Origin of the sequence: uncultured Muriicola sp. (assembly GCF_947258935.1) — a bacterium.
GTDB lineage: Bacteria > Bacteroidota > Bacteroidia > Flavobacteriales > Flavobacteriaceae > Muriicola.
The window spans coordinates 1-23,188 of record NZ_CAMYKH010000020.1 but is presented as its reverse complement, the minus strand read 5'-3'; the positions used below and the strand labels follow the sequence as shown (position 1 = coordinate 23,188).

Genomic DNA, 23,188 nt, shown 5'->3' with positions numbered 1-23,188 from the left:
CGAAATGATTTTAGACAAGCATACTGCAAATAAAACCGCAGAACTACTTCTGCAAATTAATGCAATAAAGTTGAGACCCGAAAATCCATTTACATGGGCTTCGGGATGGAAATCACCTATCTACTGTGATAATAGAATACTCCTATCCTTTCCGGTCATAAGGAACTACGTGAAGGAGGAGATAGCAAAACAGGTAGAGGAGCTGTACGGGAAACCAGATATTATTGCCGGCGTGGCCACTGGAGCCATTGGTATCGGAGTTCTGGTGGCAGAATACCTGGGCCTTCCATTTATCTATGTACGGCCCGAAGCAAAGTCGCATGGAAGACAGAATCAAATAGAAGGTCTTTTAGAGAAAGATCAGACCGTGGTGGTCATTGAAGATTTGATAAGTACAGGCAAAAGCAGCTTAAATGCCGTAGAAGCGCTTGCTAATGATGGAGCTAAAATAAAAGGTATGATCGCTATCTTTACCTATGGATTTGATATAGCTTCAAAGAATTTCGAGAAAAAAGAAATAGATCTTCATACTCTAAGTGATTTTGAAACCTTAATTCAATTAGCCTCGGAGACCAATTACATAAAAGAAGAACAATTACATACCCTAATGGAGTGGAGAAAGGATCCTTCGCTCTGGAAACCATAATACCATGCATATAGAAACTCCCAAGAAGACCGTTGAAAAGAGTAATGAAGCCGTTTATACATTTCTCACAGATTTGAAAAACTTTGAGCAATTGATGCCAGAGTCTATAGATAAGTTTGAGATCATTGATGAAGATACATTCTTATTTGCCCTGAAAGGAATGCCTCAAATAGTATTGAAACGCAAGGAGCAAGTCCCATTTGAGCGTGTTGTCCTGGGTGCAGCCAGTGAGAAACTTCCTTTTACCCTAAGCGCCCATATCACCTCAATAGACGACAATACGAGTGAAGTAATGCTGAATTTTGAAGGCGAATTTAATGCTATGATGGCCATGATGATCAAAAATCCCATTACCAATTTTATGGGTACACTTTCAGAGAATCTAACAAAATTATAGCAGCAAGCCAACGCGTTGAACCGCTTAAAGACAATAGGCTATTTCTTTAAATCCGTAGGATTCAATACTTTGCGATCCTTGTTCCAGAAGTAGTCTCCCTTCCTTATTAACGCCTCTGATAATGCCTTCTACCTGCTGGTCTTTGATCTTATAGATCGCTGATTTATCTTTTCTGAAAAGTAACTGCTGATATTGAGTATCAAGAGTTGCAACCGTATTTTCCTCTAATAGGGCCAACTGTTTTTTTAGACGTAGCAGTATTTCATCTAATAGTATATCCAGGTCATAGGTTTTTCCGGAAATAAGCGTTAAAGAAGAAGCATTTGGTAAAGAATCAAAGGATTCTTGGTTAATATTAACACCAATACCAATAATTGAATGTTTGAGTTGAGATCCTTTTAGTGTGTTTTCTATTAAGATGCCGCAAAGTTTTCTACTGCCTGACAGAATGTCGTTCGGCCATTTTATCGAAAGATCCGGAATTTGAATGGCATTTAGGGCTTTATAAATAGCGAGTGAAACGGCCATGGATACAAGAAACTGATCCTTTGCAAGGAGATTATTAAAACGTTTCAACACACTAAACGTCAGGTTCTTACCAGATTCTGTGGTCCAATGAGAGCCGCCTTGTCCCCTTCCCTGCTGTTGTGTTTCCGCAACCAATACCGTGAAATCTTTCAAGCTACTATCTTGCAACATTCTTTTGAGATGCAGATTGGTAGAATCCGTGGCACTAACTTTGATTATGTTCATCTTGTGGAAAAGAACTGTTGCAGGTACAATGTTATGTTAAAAACAATGGTTAAGAAAACAAAAAAATAATAACTTTGTAGAAATTAAAAATTTTGGATGCAGAAACGGAAGGCTAGCGCAGATGAGTTAATCGCTTTAATATTACACGGAATAGAAGAAGTTAAAGGACTTGAAATAAATCTACTCGACCTAAGAGACATAGAAAATACCGTTTGCGACTACTTTGTTATATGTAATGGAACCTCCAATACGCATGTCAATGCGATCGTAAATTCAGTTCAAAAAACAGTTAGTAAAGGAATAAAAGATAAACCCTGGCATGTAGAAGGTTCAGACAATGCCGAATGGGTGCTTTTGGATTATGTAAACGTAGTAGTTCATGTTTTTCAAAAGCAGGTAAGGGACTTTTATGATCTTGAAGGGCTATGGGGTGATGCAAAAGTAACCATGGTGGAAAGTAGTTTTAATCAATAAAAAATGGCTAAAGAAAATAATAATACCCCGCAGAAAAAACCAAAATTCAGCTCATGGTGGATCTATGGTCTTATTGCGGTTTTGCTAATAGCATTCAATTTTTTTGGGAGCGGTAACCTAACTTCCACCCGGAAGACCACCACCTCAGAATTACAACAATACCTGAGGACCGGTGATATTGCAAAGATCCTGATCATCACCAATACAAACCAGGCCAAAGTATTTCTTACAGAAGAAGCTTTAGCAAAGGATGTGCACAAAGATGTGGCCACCAAACCCTTCTTCCCAACAACGGCAGAGATCCCTCAATATGTGTTGGATTATGGGGACCTTCAGATCTTTCAAAATGAGATCACCGAATTAAAAAAGGAAAATTCCCTCAATACCATAGTAGAGTTCGATAAGGAATCGAATGTAATTATGGATCTTTTGATCACCATAGTTCCATTTGTTCTAATCATTGGAATTTGGATATATCTAATGAGGCGTATGTCTGGCGGTGGTGCCGGTGGTGCCGGTGGACAGATCTTTAACATTGGAAAGTCCAAGGCTAAACTCTTTGATGAGAAAACAGATACCAGAACCTCTTTTAAGGATGTGGCTGGTCTTGAAGGTGCAAAGGAAGAGATTGAAGAGATCGTAGAATTCCTCAAAAATCCAGATAAATATACCTCATTAGGTGGAAAGATCCCTAAAGGAGCCCTTCTTGTGGGCCCTCCCGGTACAGGAAAGACCTTACTCGCAAAAGCAGTTGCTGGAGAGGCCAAGGTTCCATTTTTCTCCTTATCCGGATCAGACTTTGTTGAAATGTTTGTGGGTGTAGGAGCTTCCAGGGTCCGCGACCTTTTTAAGCAAGCCAAGGACAAAGCCCCCGCTATTATCTTTATTGATGAAATAGATGCTATTGGTCGAGCAAGAGGTAAAAATAATTTTACGGGTTCTAATGATGAACGTGAAAATACCCTGAACCAACTCCTTACCGAAATGGATGGTTTTGGCACCAACACAAATGTTATAGTGTTGGCAGCCACTAACCGGGCCGATGTGCTAGACAAAGCACTGATGCGAGCCGGAAGGTTCGACAGGCAGATCTATGTAGATCTTCCAGATATAAGAGAACGTAAAGAGATCTTCGAGGTACATTTAAGACCTATCAAAACAGCAGAAACCCTCGATCTTGATTTTCTTGCAAGACAGACACCCGGGTTCTCTGGAGCAGATATTGCCAACGTATGTAATGAAGCAGCCCTCATCGCTGCGAGAAAAGAAAAAAAGGCAGTAGAAAAACAAGATTTCCTAGACGCTGTGGATCGTATTGTAGGCGGACTCGAAAAGAAAAATAAGATCATTACTCAGGATGAAAAAAAGACGATAGCCTACCACGAAGCAGGTCATGCTACAGTTAGTTGGATGCTAGAACATGCTGCACCTCTTGTAAAGGTAACTATTGTACCCAGAGGACAGTCTTTAGGATCTGCCTGGTACTTGCCCGAAGAGCGGCTTATTGTACGGCCAGAACAAATGAAAGATGAGATGTGTGCCACTCTGGGTGGAAGAGCAGCTGAAAAGGTGATTTTTAATATGATCTCAACGGGTGCCTTAAGCGATCTGGAAAAAGTAACAAAACAAGCACGGGCCATGGTAACCATTTATGGTCTTAATGATGAGATCGGCAATATTACATACTATGACTCTTCCGGGCAAAATGAATACGGTTTCACTAAACCATATAGTGAAGAAACGGCACAGACGATAGACCAGGAAATCTCCAAACTTATAGAGGTTCAATATGCAAGGGCCATTGATGTCCTAAAAAAGCACAAGGATAAGTTGACAGAATTGGCAGAAAGGTTATTGGAAAAAGAGGTTATCTTTAAAGAAGATCTTGAGAAAATCTTCGGAAAAAGACCTTTTGAAAAGCATTTTGATAAGAAAGGACAAGAGATTACCCTAGAAAAGGAGGACTCTAAAGACAAGGACGAACCTGAAGACAAGAAAAAACCAGAAGAACTTGCCAAGGACAAGAAATAAATGCCTTGAATTGTTCTAGAAATTAGTACATTAAACGCGATTTAAATCAAGAAATGGGACTATTTTCCAGCTTATTTGGGGGAGGTAAAAAAAAGAAGGCCTCTAAAGCTACTGCAGAGACCAGGGGAGTTCATATGCCCAACCTCAATCTTCCCATTGATGAAAAATTTACCATACATTTTAAGAAAAACGGTGGGAAATTCCTGTATTGCGATTCTTTCACTGAAGTATCTGATGCCTTAAAGAATATTGTACAGGAAAATCATTGGGAGGAATTATCTTTCTTTAGTATGGACCCCAGGTTAGAAGAAAAATTCTCTAAGGAAAATGTCGTTTTTACCAGTAATGCCAATGCCAGCGAGATCTTTTTTACCACTTGCGAGCACCTCATAGCCCAGAACGGATCTATTTTAGTTAGCTCCAATCAACTGAAAGAAAAGAAACTCAACGAACTTCCTGAGAACGTCATTGTTTTCGCCACCACCAGTCAGTTGGTAGAAAGTATCGGCGAAGGCTTAAAGTCGATCAAGAAGAAATACAAACACGGCATCCCTGCCAATATCACTACTTTAAAACATTTTCAAGCTACCAATGAAAATGCAGATGATTTTCTAACCTACGGAAGTAGTTCTAAGCATTTATACCTCTTACTATTGGAAGACTTATAGGATGACGGAACTTTTAAGGCGTTTACTTACGGGAGTTGTGTATGTTATTTTACTTCTCTCCGCCGTATTCCTAAGTTCAGACGCCTTCGACTTTCTCTTTATGGTCTTCGGACTCGCATGTCTTTATGAATACAAAAGATTAGTAAACCTTCGCGGCTATCATGTCTTTGCTGCCTATCTGGGATTATGGTGGTTATTTATCTATATTATTCGTGACGAAGTGCTTATTAATATTCTAATGTTTCTTTCCATCACTGTAAATATTGCACTTATATACTTTCTATTTTCCGGTAAACCAATATACCGGACCTATCAAAAATTTTTAATAGGACTATTCTATATTGGAGGAGGCTGCATCTTTCTGACAATGATCCCATACAAGGATGATGCCTTTGCAAAAATGTTGATCATGGGAATATTTATACTTATCTGGGTCAATGATTCATTCGCATATCTGGTAGGTAAGTCGATTGGAAAAAGAAAACTTTTTCCTTCAGTTTCACCTAAAAAAACAATTGAAGGTACTATTGGAGGCTTTGTTTTTACAATGATAGCTGCCTATATAATGGCCCAATATGAGCCAATTGTAAAACCTACAGAATGGATCATTCTAGCAGCCGTGATCGTTATTATGGGTAGTGTGGGTGATCTTGTGGAATCTAAACTAAAGCGGGCGGCAGGGGTAAAAGACAGTGGTGCCATCTTACCGGGCCACGGCGGCATGCTAGATAGGTTGGATAGTCTTATATTTGCAGCACCATTTGCATATATGACATTAAATATTTTTACCTATGTTTCATAGAGAAGGGCGTGTAATCATCCTATCTACATTTTTTATCACAGCGTTGATCGTGCTGGCTTCACATTTTTACATCAATGATCCTTCTATTAAAATGATCGTACAGGTGGTATCTATAGTGATACTTATCCTGATATTACAATTCTTCAGAAATCCAAAAAGGATTGCGAATAAGAACTTTGATGAGATCCACGCTCCTGTAGACGGGAAGGTCGTGGCCATAGAGCGTGTTATGGAATCCGAGTACTTCAAGGAAGAAAGAAAGCAGATCTCCATTTTTATGTCTCCTGTAAATGTACATGTAACACGGTATCCTGCCAGTGGGGTAATAAAGTATTCAAAATATCATCCCGGAAAATATTTTGTGGCTTGGCATCCCAAGTCGAGCGAAGAGAATGAACGCACCTCTGTGGTAATCAGAACACCAAAATTTGGAGATATATTATATCGCCAAATAGCCGGTGCCATGGCCAGACGTATTGTAAACTACGCGGAGGAAGGCGAGAGTGTGCAGCAAGGTGAGGATAGCGGTTTTATAAAGTTTGGTTCCAGGGTAGATTTGTTTTTACCTTTAGATGCACGTATAGCCGTAAAACTAAATCAAAAAGTAAAAGGAGCCATAACGTGTATTGCCAGCATTAAGATAGAAGATGAAGAAGGATAATCTACATTCTGAGTTTAAAAAAGCCGTTGCTTATGTAAGCAACTACATAGAACCTCTCCCACCAGATCTTCTTCTAAAATTGTATGCCTACTATAAAATAGCCAATCAGAATTATAACAACCCCGGAAGTAAGACCCCTTTGATCAATGCCTTTAAGGCCAACGCTCTTTTTCAGGCAAAAAATTTACAGCCAGAAGAGGCCATGGAGTTGTATATAGTTTTAGTAAAAAAAGAGTTTGGAATAGGCACTTTTTAATGATCACTCATAGAGGTCCGAACTATCGGCCTTACACAATTCTAACATAAGATCTCCTATTTTTGCGGTTACATCCTTGAAGTATTGTTCCCCTTTTTCCTTAGTGGCATGCGCAGGATCCCCCACCCCGGTATCTTCAGATATCTGAGACCACTTTCGTTCTGCCCATACCCAGCCTTCTGAAAAGGCCTTTATTTTGAATTTTTTTGATCTTCCATCACCCCAAAATTTCCTGTCTAATACCAGTTCTGGTTTTAGATAAAGCATCAGGCTTGTTTCCACTTCATCAGCATGATCCCCATATTCTTTGATATACTCTGGTCTACCCAAAGCCTTGAACCAATTCGAAACACATATAAACATTTCCGGAAACTTCAATCCCAATTCCCGAACAAGGGCCTTGAAGTTATTTCCTCCATGGCTATTGAAGATCAGCAATTTTTTAATTCCCTGCCTGTTAAGAACAGTGACAACGTCCGAAAGAATAGCTAGTTGAGTAGTCGGATTTAAATTGATATCCAGATATATATCAGATTGCCCGGTATTAACCCCAAATGGAATAGTGGGTAAAACAATGACCTTACCTCCTTTGTCCCAGGTTTGCTTAGCCGCTTCCGCAGCAAGTTCATCTGCTTCGTATATGTCAGTAGCATAGGGCAGATGATAGTTATGGGCTTCTGTGGCTCCCCAGGGTAATACTGCCAGTTCAAAGGAAGCTTCTTTAAGGGAATTCCAGTTTGTCTCTGCGAGAATGTAGGGTCTTATGGCCATCTAAAATGTTTTAAAAAGCTATTTCCTGATGTACATCAGGTCGTTCAATAAAGGTGAAGTAATAGCCGCCGACTGCCGTAATGACAAAATACAAGCCTATTAGTACACTTCCATACCCCCAATATGCATCTATCCCAAACCAATCTCCGGTAAGACCAATAAAGATTATTCCTACCAGCGCCCTGAAAAGCTCAAGATAAAAAGCATAGGTCTTACGGTCCATCAGTGTTGTATACCCAAAGATTCCTAAAAAGACAAAGGCCCCAAACAACAACAAGCCTCCAAAACCTATAGCGGAATAATTGTAAAACATAAAGAGGATAAGTCCCAGGGTAAACACCATCTGAAATATAGAATAGCCTTTTAATAAAGACGATGCAGCTGTTTGATAACGCTCAAATGAATACACGTCCTCTATCACTTCTAACGGATACCTATCCTTTACATCGGCAGGTCGCCAACCGGTGGGCATAAACCAGATCCTGAATTTGTCCAGTAAACTATTGGTTCGCCAGGCATCGAGTATAAGTCGCCAGAGATGTTGAAAATTTATAAGGATAGGATTCCATGTGTGCACTGGTTTTAACACCCCATATTGAGGGGGCACTTCCTTTAATTCTTCCTGAAAGGTGCCAAACCATCGATCCCATATACTAAGGATCTGACCTAAGTTCTTATCTATATACTCCGGATTGATCGCATGATGTACCCTGTGTTGGGAAGGCGTAATAATCACATATTCTAACCATCCCATCTTGCCAATATGCTGGGTATGATACCAGAATTGGGCAAAAAGATGTATGGGTGCTATGATAGCAATTACTTCTGTCGGCACACCAAAAAGAGCTGCCGGAAAGAGGAACAACGGAAAATAGCCTAACAGATTGGAAATTGATTGACGAAGGGCACAGGCCAGGTTAAATTCCTCACTGCTGTGATGTATTATATGCTGGTTCCAGAAAAAATTGATCTTATGACTGAGACGATGGTTCCAATATCCTGCAAAATCAATGGCAAAAAAGGCGATGAGCCATACCAGCCAGGTGGCTTTGACGGAGGTCAGTGCCAGGTTTTCCAACAAAAATGGATAGCTTACAATAATAACCCCAAGGCCCAGGGAATCCTTTACGATATTGGTAAGTCCGGAGCTAATACTGCTCACGGTATCTAACACTTTATGCTGCTGATTTTTTACAAAATGGCCATAAAGGATCTCAACTACCAATAGAAGAATAAAAAAAGGAATGGCAAATAAGAGTGCTTTGGCGTATGTTTCCATAAGACTTGGTCAATAGGCTAAAGATAGTGAAATACCCCTAAAAGATAATTGAAAGGGTTTAATTAAAAAGGCCCTACCATAATATGAGCCCGGTGCGTGCCGGGATCCATCAACCAGGGCATTCCCGGGGCATGCGGCTTATCCGGAAGTCCGGTAGATTCTGTAGTAGCAAAAGGCGTATATATCACATAACGGAACTTGCCATTGGGCAATGCTCCGGTGGTTTTATCATAGTCCTCCTCCGAGCCAAAGAAAACATAGAGCATGCTGGGTTCTTTTGGCATAGGCAATATTCCCGATTCAATTTCTCTCCCCCTTATTTCATTGCGCTCATCCTGGGTCTTCCCCTGGGCATTCAATTCTCTTCCCCTTGCCATAAAGGGCTCTAATCTCTTGGAATAGCAACTTACGCTGATGCCTTCTCTAAAAGGGTTGTCTGCTATACATACCAGGTTATTGGTTCCCTCGCGAAGTAACACAAGTTCCCCATCTTTATTATATCCATAGACCATTGCTCCTTCCTTCTGACCATCTGGCACAGGCAGAATAGCTGTATTTATCTGGACTTCCTTGGAAAGTACTTTTGAAGTGTTTTCCTGAGAAATCAGAAACATGGGGAGCAAAATGAATAGTAGCGTAAGAATTTTCATGAGTTTTAGCTTTCCTTAAAGATAAAAAAACGGGCTAACAAATGCCCGTTTACCCTATAATATTCAGGATTCTGCCAAACCGGCCAGACTTTTCTCAAGAGTTACAATCTTTTCTTCTGCATCCATCGCCTTCTTCTTTTCCATGGCCACCACTTGTTCCGGAGCATTACTTACAAAGCGTTCATTAGATAGTTTTTTCACTACAGATTTCAAGAACCCTCTGGTATATGTCAATTCTTCCTTTATTTTTTTGATTTCAGCCTCTACATCTATAGCACCTGTTACCGGGACAAAATACTCATTGCTTTTTACTCTAAAGGAAATGGCCCCTTCCGGAGCTGCCGAAATTGCATCAATAGCGGCAATATTTGCCAGTTTTTTTATAATAGCATCCCAGCGAGAAGATACCTCCTGAAGATTGAGCGCCTGCAGGTTTAAAACCTCTTTTAAAGGAATATTCTTCTCTTTTCTGATCGTCCTGATACTGGAAATAACTTCCGCAGTATAGGCAAACTCGGGCAAAAGATTTGGATCGCACTTTTTAACTTCTGGCCATGAGGAAATTACCAATGCCTCCTCAGGGGTCCTATCTGACATACATTGCCATACTTCCTCTGAGAGGAAGGGCATAAAGGGATGTAAAATTTTTAAATTCTTCTCAAACAAAGAGATCACTTGTGCATACGTTACCTCATCGATTGGTTGCTGGTAGGCTGGTTTTACGATCTCTAGGAACCAGGAACAGAAATCATCCCAGATCAATTTATAGATGGCCATAAGGGCGTCTGAGATCCGATATTTTGAGAAATGATCTTCTATCTCCGTTAAGGTCTCATTGAATTTTGCTTCGTACCACGCCACTCCCAGCGCTGCAGCATCTGGCTGTGGTTGTTTTGTAACTTCCCATCCTTTTACCAGTCTAAAGGCATTCCAGATCTTATTGGCGAAGTTCTTCCCTTGTTGACAAAGTGATTCATCAAATAAAAGATCGTTCCCTGCAGCTGCACTAAGCATTAGGCCTACGCGCACTCCATCTGCTCCGTAATCTTCCATCAACTTAAGGGCATCGGGTGAATTACCCAATTGCTTAGACATTTTACGTCGTTCTTTATCGCGTACCAGCCCTGTGAAAAAGACATTATCAAAAGGTCGAGTATCCCTGAACTCATAGCCGGCTACAATCATCCTGGCTACCCAGAAAAATATAATATCGGGGCCTGTGACCAGATCATTAGTAGGATAGTAATAATTTACCTCCTTATTATCGGGTTCCAGGATACCTCCAAACACACTAATTGGCCATAACCAGGATGAAAACCAGGTATCAAGAACATCCTCGTCCTGACGTAGATCACTTATGGTTAAAGTGGACCTTCCTGATTGTTCTTTGGCCAATTTCAATGCTTCTTCTACATTTTCTGTTACCACATAGTCTGCTGCTCCATCCCCATAATAGAATGCAGGGATCTGTTGCCCCCACCACAATTGTCTTGAAATATTCCAATCACGGATATTTTCCATCCAATATTTATAGGTGTTCTCAAACTTCTTAGGAAAGAATCGGACTTCCTGCGTATCCAAAACAGCCTTGAGAGCAGGTTTTGCCAGATCTTCCATTTTAAGAAACCACTGGTCTAACAATCGCGGTTCAATAACAGCTTTTGTGCGTTCAGAAGTACCTACTTTATTGGTATAGGCCTCAACTTTAGCCAAAGCCCCCAGCTTTTCCAGCTCCTTTACTATCTCCTTACGTACAATAAATCTATCCTTGTTCTTATAGTGCAGCCCATTGGCATTCAAAGTGGCATCTTCATTGAAGATATCAATGGTCTCTAATTGGTGTTTTTCTCCTAATTTCCAGTCATTTTCATCATGAGCCGGCGTTACTTTAAGACAGCCCGTTCCAAATTCCATATCCACATATTCATCCAGAATTATGGGAATTACCCTATTACATACCGGCACAACTGCCTTCTTTCCGTGCAGATGTATAAAGCGTTCGTCATTGGGATGAATACAAATAGCGGTATCTCCCAATATGGTTTCAGGCCTGGTTGTGGCGATCGTAAGGGAATCACTGGTCCCTTCTATAGCATATGAAAGGTAAAATAGCTGGCCCTGTTTTTCTTCGAAGATCACTTCTTCATCGGACAAAGTAGTTTTGGCTTCAGGATCCCAATTTACCATCCTGTACCCCTTATATATAAGTCCTTTCTTGTATAAATCCACGAATACCTTGATGACTGAGGCAGACATGTCATCATCCATAGTGAATTTAGTTCTGTTCCAATCACATGAACAGCCTAACTTCTTCAATTGTTCCAGGATGACGCCCCCGTAGGTGTTCGTCCAATCCCAGGCGTGTTCCAGGAACGCTTCCCTGCTTATATCGGACTTGTGAATCCCTTCTTCCTTGAGTTTTGCTACAACTTTCGCCTCTGTAGCGATCGATGCATGATCCATACCCGGAACCCAGCAGGCATTTTTTCCTAAAAGTCGCGCTCTCCTGATCAGTACATCCTGAAGGGTGTTGTTTAACATATGTCCCATATGAAGGATCCCCGTAACATTTGGGGGAGGAATAACGATGGTATAGGGTTCTCTATCATCTGGAAGAGACCTAAAATACTGGTGTTCCAACCAATATGCATACCATTTTTCTTCTATCTTCTGAGGTTCATATTTTGAAGGGATGTCCATATTTGGTATGATTCTTGACTAATTAAGTTGAAATCTTGGGTTCTATTAAAAACAGGAGCCAGAGACTCATTTAAAAAGGGCTAAAATCCTGAAATTAAATACGAAACAAAAATAAGTAACGTTAGTAGATAACAAAAGAATTTTGGATGTTGTTGCAAATATGCTACATTTGAGATTCCTCAAAAAGTAAAGTAATGAAAAAAATAGTAGTAGTATTATTTATGGGCCTTATGGCTCTTAGCCTACAAGCTCAAGAAAAAACGGCAAAAATTCAGTTTAAAGCTGAGACCGTAGACTATGGTCAAATTGAAAAAGGAAGTGACGGCATTCGAGTTTTTGAATTCACCAATACAGGTGAAGTTCCTTTGATCATTAGTAAGGTAAGCTCTAGTTGTGGATGTACTATTCCCAAAAAGCCGGAGCAGCCTATTTTGCCCGGACAAACTGGTGAAATACAAGTGAAATATGATACCAACAGAGTAGGTCCTATCAGGAAGGCAATTACTGTAATTTCCAACGCTGATACTCCTACAAAGGTGTTAAAGATCAAAGGCGAAGTAAAAGCCATTGACGGAAAATAATTGTTAGAAAATCTAGCTTTTTAAAAGACCCTGGCAGAAATGTCAGGGTTTTTGCTTGAAAACGTCTTTTAAAGTGAAGGAGAACGTTAAGTCCTTATTGTAGCGTTCTATGAGCACGCGAACTTTTTTGCCTTCTTTTTCATTGATCAAATTCAAGACCTCCTGAAGCTTATATTTATGGATACGTTTACCATCTACAGCCAAGATGATATCTCCTTCTCTTAGGCCTGCCTCTTCTGCAGGGCTGCCGGCTCTTATGCCCGAAACAATGATCTCTGGCACCAAACTTAGGCGCGTTCTGTTTTCCATTAAAATTTGTACGTTTCCAAAGGACTTGTTATCATTTTTCACTACCCCACGCGAATCAGTTATACGTTCTGCAATATAACGCACGCCGTTGTGCTGGAGATCTAAACCGCTCATATTAAATCTGAAAGGATCTTTAAAATTGCTGTTTTTCCTTAAGTGGATCTTATTACCGGGATAATTGAAGACAATATTGAATCTTCGGAGGATCTCCCCCCCAACGGTTCCATTCCTATCCCCAAGATCTTTGATACTGCTAAAGGAAAACATGTCCGGAAAGGCTGCCTTTGCATTCTTAAGAAGGAAATTTCCTAGTTTAACACTTCGTACTTTCGTCCTTTTGCCAAAAATATTACCGTTAAGACCTTTGCCTAAATAATCAACATAGTGCTTGGAAGGAACATTTATTCCTTTTTCCAGATCCTGAAACAACCATACGGCATCACTACTCCCTGTATCTACAAGCAATTTAACTGGTACATTTTCCTCGTCATCAAAGCTTACTTCCCCTTCTACATACGCTTTTCTGTCTATAATGGCAAGTGGTAAGGTCTCTATACGTGAGGAAGACTTATGTTTATAATATTTCGGATCTATGAATTTGATGGATCTATTACTGTAGTTCACATCTAAAACAAATTCGCGAAACAGATCGAACCCTATGATCCCGTGTATAGGTATTCCCAGAGTTGTGGAGAAATTTATATCCTTATCCAAAACCACAAAGAGTTGCTGGTTATTATTCCTTATTTTCTTCAGTTGAAAACTATTTCCGATTGAGTTCAGCGCTTTGATAGGTTCACCGGCTCCCAGCCCATTGATGGTTATTTCTGTAACATTCTTTAATTCAATGGAATCCTGATCGGACAGATTAAAGAGGATAGGCTTGCTTACTCCAGAATCTAATATGAAATTGAGTTTTGCATCATTGATCTCAATAGGAATGATAATTAGGTTGTTAATGAGTTGAAAATTGACTTTTTGAGATTTTACCCCTTCCGGCAATTGGAATTTCTGTGCCATCCCAAAAAAAGAAAGGCAGCAAAACAACACCATTAAATACCAACACTGAGGTCGCAAAATATTGTGGTTTAAGGGATTACTTCTCTAAGATACAAATTAATTCAAAGGATTCCTCTGCTTTTAACATTCCATTAGATTGGTAATAATAAAGCCATTCGCTGTTGTTTTGTCCACCAGTATTTCCCATTTTTGCTTAAAATTTAAGCACAATGCCTTCTATTTCAAAGAAAGGGCGCTCCATGCCGGAATCCCCCATCAGAAAATTAGTTCCCTTTGCAGAAGATGCCAGAGAAAGAGGTGTTGAGGTTATCCACCTGAATATTGGACAACCGGATATCAAAACTCCTCAAGTAGCTCTGGATGCAGTTAAGAATAATACTATTGAGGTGTTATCTTATAGCAGAACGGAAGGAACCGACCAGTACAGAAAAAAGGTGGCCAAATACTATGCTAAGCATGATATTCAGGTAACACATAAGGATATCATTGTTACTACCGGAGGTTCTGAAGCTCTTGCTTTTACGATGGGATGCATTGCTGATTCTGAGGACGAAGTCATCATTCCGGAACCATTTTACGCAAATTATAATGGATTTGCCATAGCCGCAGGCATTAATGTAGTGCCTGTAGTTTCCAAAATTGAGGATAATTTTGCCCTGCCTCCTATAGAAGCCTTTGAAGCTTGTATCACCCCCAGAACAAAAGCGATCCTTATATGCAATCCAGGGAATCCTACCGGCTATATGTACACAAAAGATGAGATCCAAAAATTAGCTGCACTGGTGAAAAAGTACGATCTCTTTCTTGTGGCAGACGAAGTATATCGTGAATTTGCGTACGACGGAGCTCAACATTATTCAATATTGCAGGAAACCGGTTTGGACAATAACGCCATAGTAGTGGACTCCGTATCCAAAAGATATAGCATGTGTGGTGCCCGAATTGGATTTTTAGTAACCAGGAACAAGTCTGTGATCCAGGCAGCCTTAAAATTTGCTCAGGCGCGACTATCTCCTCCAACCTACGCGCAGATAGCCAGTGAAGCCGCCCTAGACACTCCACAATCGTATTTCGATGCCGTGATTGAGGAATATGTAGAAAGAAGGAATATTCTTATACAAGAGCTCGCCAAGATCCCGGGGATCAAGATCGCCAGACCACACGGTGCTTTTTATTGTATGGTTGAACTTCCCATAGAAAATGCCGATGATTTTGCCCAATGGCTCTTAGAAGAATTTGAGGTGAATGGAAAAACCGTTATGGTTGCCCCAGCGGCAGGATTTTATGCCACAAAAGGTTTGGGAAAAAATCAGATAAGAATAGCCTATGTTCTTGAGAAAGAACAGCTTATTACAGCTGTCGCGATTTTAAAGGAAGCTATTAATACTTATTCTAAGGCGTGAATATTCAAGAACATGTCTCTTTACGACCCTACAATACCTTTGGCATAGACGTCAAAGCCCGCTATTTCGCAGAGGTTACCTCCATAGCCGAATTATCCTGGGTACTGCAGCAAAATTCGTATCCAAAAAAGTTGATTTTAGGCGGCGGGAGTAATATGCTACTAACAGGAGATTTGGATTCACTGGTCATCCTTATTGGCCTCAAAGGGAAAGAGGTGGTTAGCAGTGATGATAGTCATACCATAATTCGAATTATGGCCGGGGAAAATTGGCACGATCTGGTGCTGTGGACATTAGAACGCGACTTGGGTGGACTGGAAAATCTATCATTGATCCCGGGTAGTGTTGGCAGTGCACCCATACAAAATATTGGTGCGTATGGCGTTGAACTAAAAGATCATTTTGTTTGCTGCGAGCTTATGGATATAAGCACGCAAACCCTTCACACTTTTTCTCTGGAAGATTGCAAATTTGGATATAGGGATTCATACTTTAAAAATGAGGGGAAGGGCAAATATGTTATCACTTCAGTAACCTTCCGGCTAACTTCCAAAGATCATAGTTTGCGTACAGGGTATGGGACAATTGCCGCAGAATTAGAAAAGGCGGAAGTGTTCCATCCAAGTATACAGGACATTTCCAAGGCTGTTATAAGTATAAGACAACAAAAACTTCCGGATCCTGCAATACTGGGCAATAGTGGCAGCTTTTTTAAGAATCCGGTGGTCAGTAAAAAATCCTTTGAAAAACTCCAACAAAGCTATCCCGATATTCCCTTCTATAAAGTTGATGAGGATGAAATAAAGATCCCGGCTGCATGGCTAATCGATTTCTGCGGATTTAAAGGCCTCAGACAGGGCGATGCAGGAGTTCACGAACACCAGGCCCTTGTGCTTGTAAATTATGGGAAAGCCACAGGAGCTGAAATATTAAGACTCTCTCAACAAATTCAGGAGACCGTAAAAAGCACCTTTGGAATAGCTATTGTGCCAGAGGTAAATGTTCTTTAAAAGCACCTTGATCTTCGGAAAAATTAAAGTTCATTTTTGATAAATAATTTATCTTTTATTCCTCACATATGACTTACCTCCAGGAGTAAAAAATAACCCCCGAATAATGACTATCCGAGGGTGATTTCAAACCAAACTAACCAAAAACTAAATGCACAATAACCAGTTGTACATTTATCTAATTAAATATGAGATAACGTTAATTTAAGAATCAATTTTATAAATTAGCGTTTCCACTATATACGCAACAAATGATATTTTTGGATGCCCCGGGGGTATTTTTTAATATCTCGATCCAATCATGAGCATACTACTTGAAAAACATATTGTTGAATTATTGCAGGAACGCAATGAAAAGGCAATCTCGCTCTTGTATGATCATTATGGAGATACGTTATTTGGTGTTGCCTATAAGGTAGTAAAGGATGAAGAATTAGCCCAGGACATAGTTCAAGAGAGCTTTGTGAAAATTTGGAAAAAATCTGATTCCTACGATCCTACGAAGGCCAAACTCTTTACATGGTTGTTCCGAATAACCAGAAACACGGCTATTGATAAATTACGCAGTGTTAAAACCAAAACCGACAAAGAAATCCAAATAGACGTTTCGAACGTATATAAAATAGGAGTTGACAGCATAAGGCCCGAGTTCATGGACATTCAAGAAAACCTTGGGAAGATTGAAAGTAAGTATCAAATAGTTCTCGATGCACTTTTCTTTCAGGGGATGACTCAACAAGAGGCCAGCGATGAATTAGACATTCCCTTAGGGACCATCAAATCCAGGTTAAAAATTGGATTGCGGGAACTAAAGAAAATATATGGTAGTTCATATGTAGTGTTAGCCCTATTAACTTTAATATCATGAAAGAAAAGATAAAGGCATTTTTAGAATCGGACCTTTTAGAGAAATATCTATTAGGTAATACTTCTAGGCTAGAAACCTCTCAAGTTGAGCGATATATAGTAATGTATCCGGAGGTGAGGAAAAACTTTGAAGAGCTTCAGGAAAATCTGGAAATTTTTGCTCGTTTGCATTCCCTTAGATCACCTGCGGGACTTAAAGAGAAGATCCTACGACGAATTAAGTCTCAGGATCTTGGTAGGAGAAAGTTCAGGAGATTTGCTATTGCGGCCAGCATCACTGCATTTATCTTTGCCGGCTCCTCCTATTTCTTCTGGAACCAGAACATGAGTTTGATGAATGAAAATACTATTGTGAATAACAGAATCCAGAATTTGGAGGCTGATATGAAACAGCAATTGGAAGATGTGAGAAATCAGTTCATCGTTTTGAACAACCCTCAAACCAAGAAATTCTATGTAAATGGCAATGCCAAGGCGAAAGACCTAAAGGCAGTGGCCTATATAAATCCCGTTAAGAAATTATCATATATTAATGTTCGCAGTCTCCCCAACCTTCCGGAAGATAAGGTCTATCAGATGTGGGCAGAAGTAAATGGAGAAATGGTAAATCTGGGGATCATTAAGAAAATTGAAGATAGGGACCGCTTATTACCGCTTCCATATGGTAAGAATGCCATTAGTTATATTACCATTGAGCCTACCGGAGGGAATAATAGCCCTACGGTACAAAACATAGTTGCCAACATAAAATACTAAGCGTATACTCTTAGATAATCTTTGTAAGCCCCTTTGTTGGGGCTTATTTTTTATATCTTTGCACAAAGTTGAAACATGAAACTAGTATTACTAACCATAGGTCTGTTAGCGCTTGCATTTGCTGGGATAGCTATCAAGATATGGGCCCAAAAAGACGGTAAATTTGCTGGTACCTGCGCAAGCCAAAGTCCATTTTTAAATAAAAGTGGAGAAGTCTGCGGAATGTGTGGAAAACTTCCCGAAGAACAAGATTGTAAGAAAGAAACCGTAAGGTGATTTTCACCATCTTTAGACAATTTCGCTTACCTTAGTTAACAACACATTTTGGAAACCTCATCCCACTAAATGAAGGAAACCATAGAAAAAGCCAAAGCCGGTAGTCAAATTGCATTCAGTAATCTGCTAGATACCTATTGGAATGAAGTTTATGGGTTTCAGCTTGTCCGAACCAAAAATGAGAATGATGCGGAAGATATCACCATACAGACATTTTCCAAGGCATTTGATAAAATTCATAGCTATGACGATGCCTATGAGTTTAAAACCTGGTTATTTACCATTTCCAAGAATCTGCACGTAGATCTTATTAGAAAAAGGAAGAAAAATGTACTTCAACATAATTCGCCTAGAAATCAGGATGTTATCAAAGAAGTATTAGATGATGCCCCTTCTGCCGAAGACCAGTTGATCACCGAGCAAAACCTGGCAAGTCTCCTATCGCACATAAAAAAATTAAAACCCCATTATCAGGAGGTCATCAACCTTCGATATTTCAGAGAACTCTCTTACGCAGCCATTGCAGAAGAATTAGACGAACCTATCAATAATATCAAGGTTAAAATTCTCAGAGCCAAAAAACTTCTGGCAGAGATTATAAAATCGCATTAGGCGCCCAATGAAGCCCGAAAATTTCGATTATTTTTGTTTGTATATTTGCATAAAATTTTTCTATGAGCCTAGAAACCGTAGCTAGTACAGCGGCCCCGAAAGGAAAACCGAAGTGGTTGAGGGTAAAGCTTCCGACAGGTAAGAAATACACTCAATTACGAAGTTTGGTTGATAAGTACGATCTTCATACGATCTGTACTTCAGGTAGTTGCCCCAATATGGGTGAATGCTGGGGTGAAGGAACCGCTACGTTTATGATTCTGGGAAATATTTGTACCCGCTCCTGTGGCTTTTGTGGTGTTAAAACAGGCAGGCCTGAACAGGTAGACTGGGAAGAACCGGAAAAGGTAGCCAGATCTATCAAGATCATGGGGATAAAGCACGCCGTTGTCACTTCCGTAGATCGTGACGACCTTAAGGATATGGGCTCTATTATTTGGGCAGAAACAGTAAAGGCTATCCGTAGAATGAATCCTGAGACCACCCTGGAAACACTCATTCCGGATTTTCAAGGAATAGAAAGGCACCTGGACAGAATTGTTGGCGTAGCTCCAGAAGTTGTGTCTCACAATATGGAAACCGTTAAGAGATTAACAAGAGAAGTGAGGATCCAAGCCAAATATGAGCGCAGTTTAGAGGTTTTAAGATACCTAAAAGAAGCAGGCGTGAACAGGACAAAATCTGGAATAATGCTGGGCTTGGGAGAATTGGAGGAAGAGGTGATAGAAACTATGAAAGATCTCCGGGCAGCCAAGGTAGACGTAGTTACCATAGGGCAATACCTCCAACCTTCTAAGAAACATTTGCCGGTAAAGGAGTTTATAACCCCCGAACAATTCAAAAAGTACGAAACCCTGGGATTAGAGATGGGCTTCAGACATGTGGAAAGTGGTGCTCTGGTGCGCTCTTCTTATAAAGCACACAAGCATATACTCTAACAACGAATGCTTATCTTGTCCTACTTCTGTTAGATTTATCCTGATCAGTTGGGATTTAATAGCCTATGAGAACTATAAATATCGGCATCAATGGTTTTGGTCGCATTGGGAGGACACTCTTTCGGCTATTGCACGGACATCCAAATATTAAAGTTACTGCTATAAACGACCTTGCCGATAGCAGAACCATGGCACATTTACTGAAGTACGATAGCATTCATGGGCGCTTTCAACAAGAAGTGAGTTTTGAGGAGAATGCCCTTGTAGTCAATGGAGAGGTCATTGGCATGCAACAGCAAGCACATCCAAAAGATATAGACTGGAAGGTTGGAATGGTGGACATTGTGGTAGAGGCTACTGGAAAATTTAAATCAAAAACTTCCTTGGATTACCATTTAAAAAATGGCGCAAAAAAGGTGATATTAACAGTCCCTCCTGCCGATGAGGACATTAAAATGATTGTATTTGGGGTCAACGATGATATTATAACTGCTGCAGACCATATCATCTCCAGCGCCTCCTGTACAACTAATAATGCAGCACCAATGATCAAAGTATTACATGATCACTGGGGAGTAAAACAGGCCTACATTACCACTGTACATTCTTTTACTTCCGATCAAAGCCTGCATGACAGACCGCATACAGACCTTAGACGAGCCAGGGCAGCAAGCCAATCTATTATTCCAACAACTACAGGAGCAGCTAAAGCGCTGACACGAATATTTCCAGATCTGGCCAGTGTTATTGGGGGTTGCGGGATACGAGTTCCAGTCCCAAATGGCTCATTGTCTGACATTACGCTCAACTTAAAAAAAGATACTTCCATTCAGGAAATTAATGATACTTTTGAAAAGGCTGCTGAAAATGAGCTAAAAAACGTACTTTTTTTCACGAAAGACCCTATAGTTTCTATAGATATAAACAATAGTTATTATTCCTGTACGTTTGATTCTCAGATGACTTCTGTACTTGGAAATATGGTGAAGGTTATAGGTTGGTATGACAATGAAACGGGGTATAGCAGCAGAATTATTGATGTAATACAATTGTTGGAACATAAAAAGTACTTTTGATATTTTTCAAACCACATAAAAAACGTCTTAGATTACTAGTCCTTTTAGGGCTTTTTTGGTGTGTAAGCCCCCTGTGGTCACAAAATTCCGACGAGGTAGACGAAAAGCTATCACAATTCTACAAGGAATATACTAATTACAAGAACCAGAATCAGTTAGAACAGGCGTTAGACATCCTTGATGAAGCACGCAAATTGGCAGAAAGCAGCCTGAATGAAAAAGGAATCATAGATACCTATCATCGATTTGCCTTATTGAATCTGCAGCGGGGAGATAAGAATAATGCAGAGTTTTTCTTAGCGCGCGCGGCCAAATTGCTTGAAAGTTATAATTCATATCCGCGCGGAGAGGGGTTCTATAAATATGTTGAAGCAAAACTTCTTTATAGTTCTGATCTGAATTTTGCCGCTATGAGAAGACTAGCGGATGCCAAGACCCTGAGTAATGATCGTAACCTTCTAAACAACATGTTGCTGTTAGAGGGACTTATTTTTATGAGCATTGAAGATTACGAAAAGGCGGCTGTTAGTTTTAATTCGCTTGTTGTAAACACAGACGATATTGAAAAGGCTTATTTAACAACCAGAGCGCATCTGGGTCTTGCTGACCTTAATATTCGTACCGAAAATTACGAGGAAAGTATAAAAAATGGCTTGAGTGCCATTACACTTGCCAGGGCCAATAACTTTAGTATTGAGTTACTTCAGGCCAATGAATATCTGGCCAAAGCCAATGAATTACGGGCAAATTATAAACTGGCCCTCGAATACAAAGCAGATATTGTACAAATTAAAGACTCCATCTTTACCCTTGAAAAGATCAAAGCTGAAACAAACAAGGCAGATAAACTGGCAATGCAGGAGGCCGAGACCGAGATCAACAGACAAGATGAACGAATTGAAGCTTTAAGCCAATCTGCCAACCGATCCGAAATTACCGCTATCCTAACCTCGGCATTCCTTACAATCATTTCTTTATTGGCAGTCTCACTATATAGGAACAACCAGATCAAATTAAAAACCAACGACCTGCTGCAAACGAAAAATAAGGAATTGCAGGCCGCAAGGGATGCAGCGGTCCAGGCAATGGAAGCAAAGACCAATTTCTTGTCTACTGTTAGTCATGAACTGAGAACACCGCTCTATGCAGTAACTGGACTCACCCACCTCCTACTCGAAGAAAATCCAAGTGAGAATCAAAAGGAACATCTTAAATCCCTGAAATTTTCAGGAGACTACCTTTTAAATTTCATCAATGACATATTACAGATCAATAAAATTGATGCGGATAAATTAGAACCTTCGAGCATTGAATTTCACCTGAAGAAGATCCTCAGTGAAGTGATCGATTCCTTACAACAAAGCGCCAAGGAGAATAATACAAAAATTATACTCGACTTTGATGATGAAATTCCTCAGCATTTGATGAGTGACCCGTTGAAACTATCTCAGATCTTTATCAATCTTATTGGCAACTCTATAAAGTTCACCAAGAATGGACAAGTAACCCTCATCGCCAAACTATTGAAAAAGGAAGAGGAAAATGTGACCATCTATTTCGAAGTAAAGGACAACGGTATAGGGATCTCTAAGGAACAGCAACAGCACATCTTTGACAGCTTTGAACAGGGCTCTATCCAGATCAATCGAGAATACGGGGGTACCGGACTAGGACTCACTATTGTTAAAAGTTTACTCGGTCTGTTCGACAGTAAAATTCAATTGAAAAGTGTGGAAGGCAAGGGAAGTTCATTTTTCTTTGAATTGGTACTAAAATCAAAAGACAGTATAGTAGATGACATTCCGTTCGAATTAGAGCAGAAGGAATACGACCTAAATGGAATGCATGTGTTGGTTGTAGAAGACAATAAAATAAACCAGGTGATCACCAAGAAAATGCTCCTTAAACGAGGCATAAGTTGTGATATTGCGGAGAACGGTTTGGAAGCTATAGATCAAGCAAACAGAAATCAGTTCGACGGAATTTTAATGGATATCCATATGCCAGGTATCAGCGGGGTGGAAGCAACCATTGAGATCCGTAAGTTCGATAGGGAAACACCTATCATAGCATTGACGGCTATCTCACTAGACGACAGTTTGGAAGCTTTCTATGCGGCAGGCTGTAATGACGTGGTGACCAAGCCATTTAAACCAGAGGTGTTCTATCAAAAAATAGGAGAAAATTTCCTGGAACACAAGCAAAAAAAATCGGCTTCATAATTTTTCGATCGCCTTGTTAAGCAATTCTTT

At 40.1% G+C, this 23,188-nt stretch carries 24 protein-coding genes; 18 read left to right on the top strand and 6 right to left on the bottom strand.

Going from position 1 to position 23,188, the window contains the following annotated elements; genetic code table 11:
- Positions 1-4 precede the first annotated feature (4 nt).
- Entirely contained in the window at positions 5-646 is a 642-nt protein-coding gene (pyrE, locus tag Q0X72_RS05470) for an orotate phosphoribosyltransferase (protein WP_297762647.1), read from the top strand.
- Positions 647-650: 4 nt separating this feature from the next.
- Positions 651-1,043 carry an SRPBCC family protein gene (locus Q0X72_RS05465; protein WP_297762645.1) on the top strand — a complete coding sequence of 131 codons (393 nt, stop codon included), beginning with the start codon at positions 651-653 and terminating at the stop codon, positions 1,041-1,043.
- A 24-nt stretch (positions 1,044-1,067) separates the two neighbouring features.
- Here the strand turns inward: Q0X72_RS05465 and Q0X72_RS05460 are convergent, their stop codons facing one another.
- On the bottom strand, positions 1,068-1,796 hold the full coding sequence (locus Q0X72_RS05460; protein WP_297762642.1) for a biotin--[acetyl-CoA-carboxylase] ligase: 729 nt from the start codon (positions 1,794-1,796) through the stop codon (positions 1,068-1,070).
- Positions 1,797-1,892: 96 nt separating this feature from the next.
- Here Q0X72_RS05460 and rsfS point away from each other — a divergent pair, with 96 nt between their 5' ends.
- Genes rsfS through Q0X72_RS05430 form a run of 6 tightly spaced genes read left to right on the top strand, consistent with a single transcriptional unit; the run spans position 1,893 to position 6,688 of the window.
- A complete protein-coding gene (rsfS, locus tag Q0X72_RS05455) occupies positions 1,893-2,270 on the top strand; it encodes a ribosome silencing factor (protein WP_297762640.1) in 378 nt (125 codons plus the stop codon).
- 3 nt (positions 2,271-2,273) lie between these two features.
- Positions 2,274-4,301 carry an ATP-dependent zinc metalloprotease FtsH gene (ftsH, locus tag Q0X72_RS05450; protein WP_297762638.1) on the top strand — a complete coding sequence of 676 codons (2,028 nt, stop codon included), beginning with the start codon at positions 2,274-2,276 and terminating at the stop codon, positions 4,299-4,301.
- Between the two features lie 53 nt (positions 4,302-4,354).
- A complete protein-coding gene (locus tag Q0X72_RS05445; protein WP_297762636.1) occupies positions 4,355-4,969 on the top strand; it encodes an LUD domain-containing protein in 615 nt (204 codons plus the stop codon).
- A gap of 1 nt (position 4,970) precedes the next feature.
- Positions 4,971-5,771, top strand: coding sequence for a phosphatidate cytidylyltransferase (locus tag Q0X72_RS05440; protein WP_297762634.1), 801 nt, complete (start codon positions 4,971-4,973; stop codon positions 5,769-5,771).
- Positions 5,761-6,432, top strand: a complete 672-nt coding sequence (locus Q0X72_RS05435) for a phosphatidylserine decarboxylase family protein (protein WP_297762633.1) — start codon at positions 5,761-5,763, stop codon at positions 6,430-6,432. Before Q0X72_RS05440 ends, Q0X72_RS05435 begins: the two co-directional genes overlap by 11 nt.
- Positions 6,419-6,688 carry an acyl-CoA-binding protein gene (locus Q0X72_RS05430; protein ID WP_297762632.1) on the top strand — a complete coding sequence of 90 codons (270 nt, stop codon included), beginning with the start codon at positions 6,419-6,421 and terminating at the stop codon, positions 6,686-6,688. Before Q0X72_RS05435 ends, Q0X72_RS05430 begins: the two co-directional genes overlap by 14 nt.
- A gap of 3 nt (positions 6,689-6,691) precedes the next feature.
- Here the strand turns inward: Q0X72_RS05430 and Q0X72_RS05425 are convergent, their stop codons facing one another.
- The 4 genes from Q0X72_RS05425 to Q0X72_RS05410 all read right to left on the bottom strand — a co-directional run bounded on the left by Q0X72_RS05425 (position 6,692) and on the right by Q0X72_RS05410 (position 12,088).
- A complete protein-coding gene (locus Q0X72_RS05425) occupies positions 6,692-7,459 on the bottom strand; it encodes a creatininase family protein (RefSeq protein ID WP_297762630.1) in 768 nt (255 codons plus the stop codon).
- Between the two features lie 10 nt (positions 7,460-7,469).
- Complete coding sequence (locus Q0X72_RS05420; RefSeq protein ID WP_297762628.1) at positions 7,470-8,738, bottom strand: sterol desaturase family protein; 1,269 nt, start codon at positions 8,736-8,738, stop codon at positions 7,470-7,472.
- A gap of 62 nt (positions 8,739-8,800) precedes the next feature.
- Positions 8,801-9,388, bottom strand: a complete 588-nt coding sequence (locus Q0X72_RS05415) for a hypothetical protein (RefSeq protein ID WP_297762627.1) — start codon at positions 9,386-9,388, stop codon at positions 8,801-8,803.
- Positions 9,389-9,451: 63 nt separating this feature from the next.
- A complete protein-coding gene (locus Q0X72_RS05410) occupies positions 9,452-12,088 on the bottom strand; it encodes a valine--tRNA ligase (RefSeq protein WP_297762626.1) in 2,637 nt (878 codons plus the stop codon).
- Between the two features lie 194 nt (positions 12,089-12,282).
- On the opposite strand from Q0X72_RS05410, the gene Q0X72_RS05405 reads away from it, so the two are divergent.
- Positions 12,283-12,669 (top strand): DUF1573 domain-containing protein, encoded by a 387-nt coding sequence (locus tag Q0X72_RS05405; protein ID WP_297762625.1) that lies wholly within the window; start codon positions 12,283-12,285, stop codon positions 12,667-12,669.
- A 42-nt stretch (positions 12,670-12,711) separates the two neighbouring features.
- Here the strand turns inward: Q0X72_RS05405 and Q0X72_RS05400 are convergent, their stop codons facing one another.
- Complete coding sequence (locus tag Q0X72_RS05400; protein ID WP_297762624.1) at positions 12,712-13,998, bottom strand: aspartyl protease family protein; 1,287 nt, start codon at positions 13,996-13,998, stop codon at positions 12,712-12,714.
- A gap of 209 nt (positions 13,999-14,207) precedes the next feature.
- Here Q0X72_RS05400 and Q0X72_RS05395 point away from each other — a divergent pair, with 209 nt between their 5' ends.
- From Q0X72_RS05395 to Q0X72_RS05355, 9 genes are all read left to right on the top strand, one after another.
- The gene (locus Q0X72_RS05395) at positions 14,208-15,401 is read left to right on the top strand and encodes a pyridoxal phosphate-dependent aminotransferase (protein WP_297762623.1); all 1,194 of its coding nucleotides are present in this window, start codon (positions 14,208-14,210) and stop codon (positions 15,399-15,401) included.
- The gene (gene murB / locus Q0X72_RS05390) at positions 15,398-16,411 is read left to right on the top strand and encodes a UDP-N-acetylmuramate dehydrogenase (RefSeq protein WP_297762622.1); all 1,014 of its coding nucleotides are present in this window, start codon (positions 15,398-15,400) and stop codon (positions 16,409-16,411) included. Before Q0X72_RS05395 ends, murB begins: the two co-directional genes overlap by 4 nt.
- Positions 16,412-16,712: 301 nt before the next feature.
- Entirely contained in the window at positions 16,713-17,279 is a 567-nt protein-coding gene (locus tag Q0X72_RS05385; protein WP_297762621.1) for an RNA polymerase sigma factor, read from the top strand.
- The gene (locus Q0X72_RS05380; RefSeq protein WP_297762620.1) at positions 17,276-18,034 is read left to right on the top strand and encodes an anti-sigma factor; all 759 of its coding nucleotides are present in this window, start codon (positions 17,276-17,278) and stop codon (positions 18,032-18,034) included. The genes Q0X72_RS05385 and Q0X72_RS05380 overlap by 4 nt, the downstream gene beginning before the upstream one ends.
- A 75-nt stretch (positions 18,035-18,109) precedes the next feature.
- Positions 18,110-18,310 (top strand): membrane or secreted protein, encoded by a 201-nt coding sequence (locus tag Q0X72_RS05375; protein ID WP_297762619.1) that lies wholly within the window; start codon positions 18,110-18,112, stop codon positions 18,308-18,310.
- A 69-nt stretch (positions 18,311-18,379) separates the two neighbouring features.
- Positions 18,380-18,922 (top strand): sigma-70 family RNA polymerase sigma factor, encoded by a 543-nt coding sequence (locus tag Q0X72_RS05370; protein ID WP_297762618.1) that lies wholly within the window; start codon positions 18,380-18,382, stop codon positions 18,920-18,922.
- 62 nt (positions 18,923-18,984) lie between these two features.
- Positions 18,985-19,860: a lipoyl synthase gene (gene lipA / locus Q0X72_RS05365; protein WP_297762617.1), complete on the top strand. Its 876-nt coding sequence runs from the start codon at positions 18,985-18,987 to the stop codon at positions 19,858-19,860.
- A gap of 65 nt (positions 19,861-19,925) precedes the next feature.
- Entirely contained in the window at positions 19,926-20,936 is a 1,011-nt protein-coding gene (gene gap / locus Q0X72_RS05360) for a type I glyceraldehyde-3-phosphate dehydrogenase (RefSeq protein ID WP_297762616.1), read from the top strand.
- Positions 20,933-23,158, top strand: coding sequence for a response regulator (locus tag Q0X72_RS05355; protein ID WP_297762615.1), 2,226 nt, complete (start codon positions 20,933-20,935; stop codon positions 23,156-23,158). Before gap ends, Q0X72_RS05355 begins: the two co-directional genes overlap by 4 nt.
- Positions 23,159-23,188: the final 30 nt, after the last annotated feature.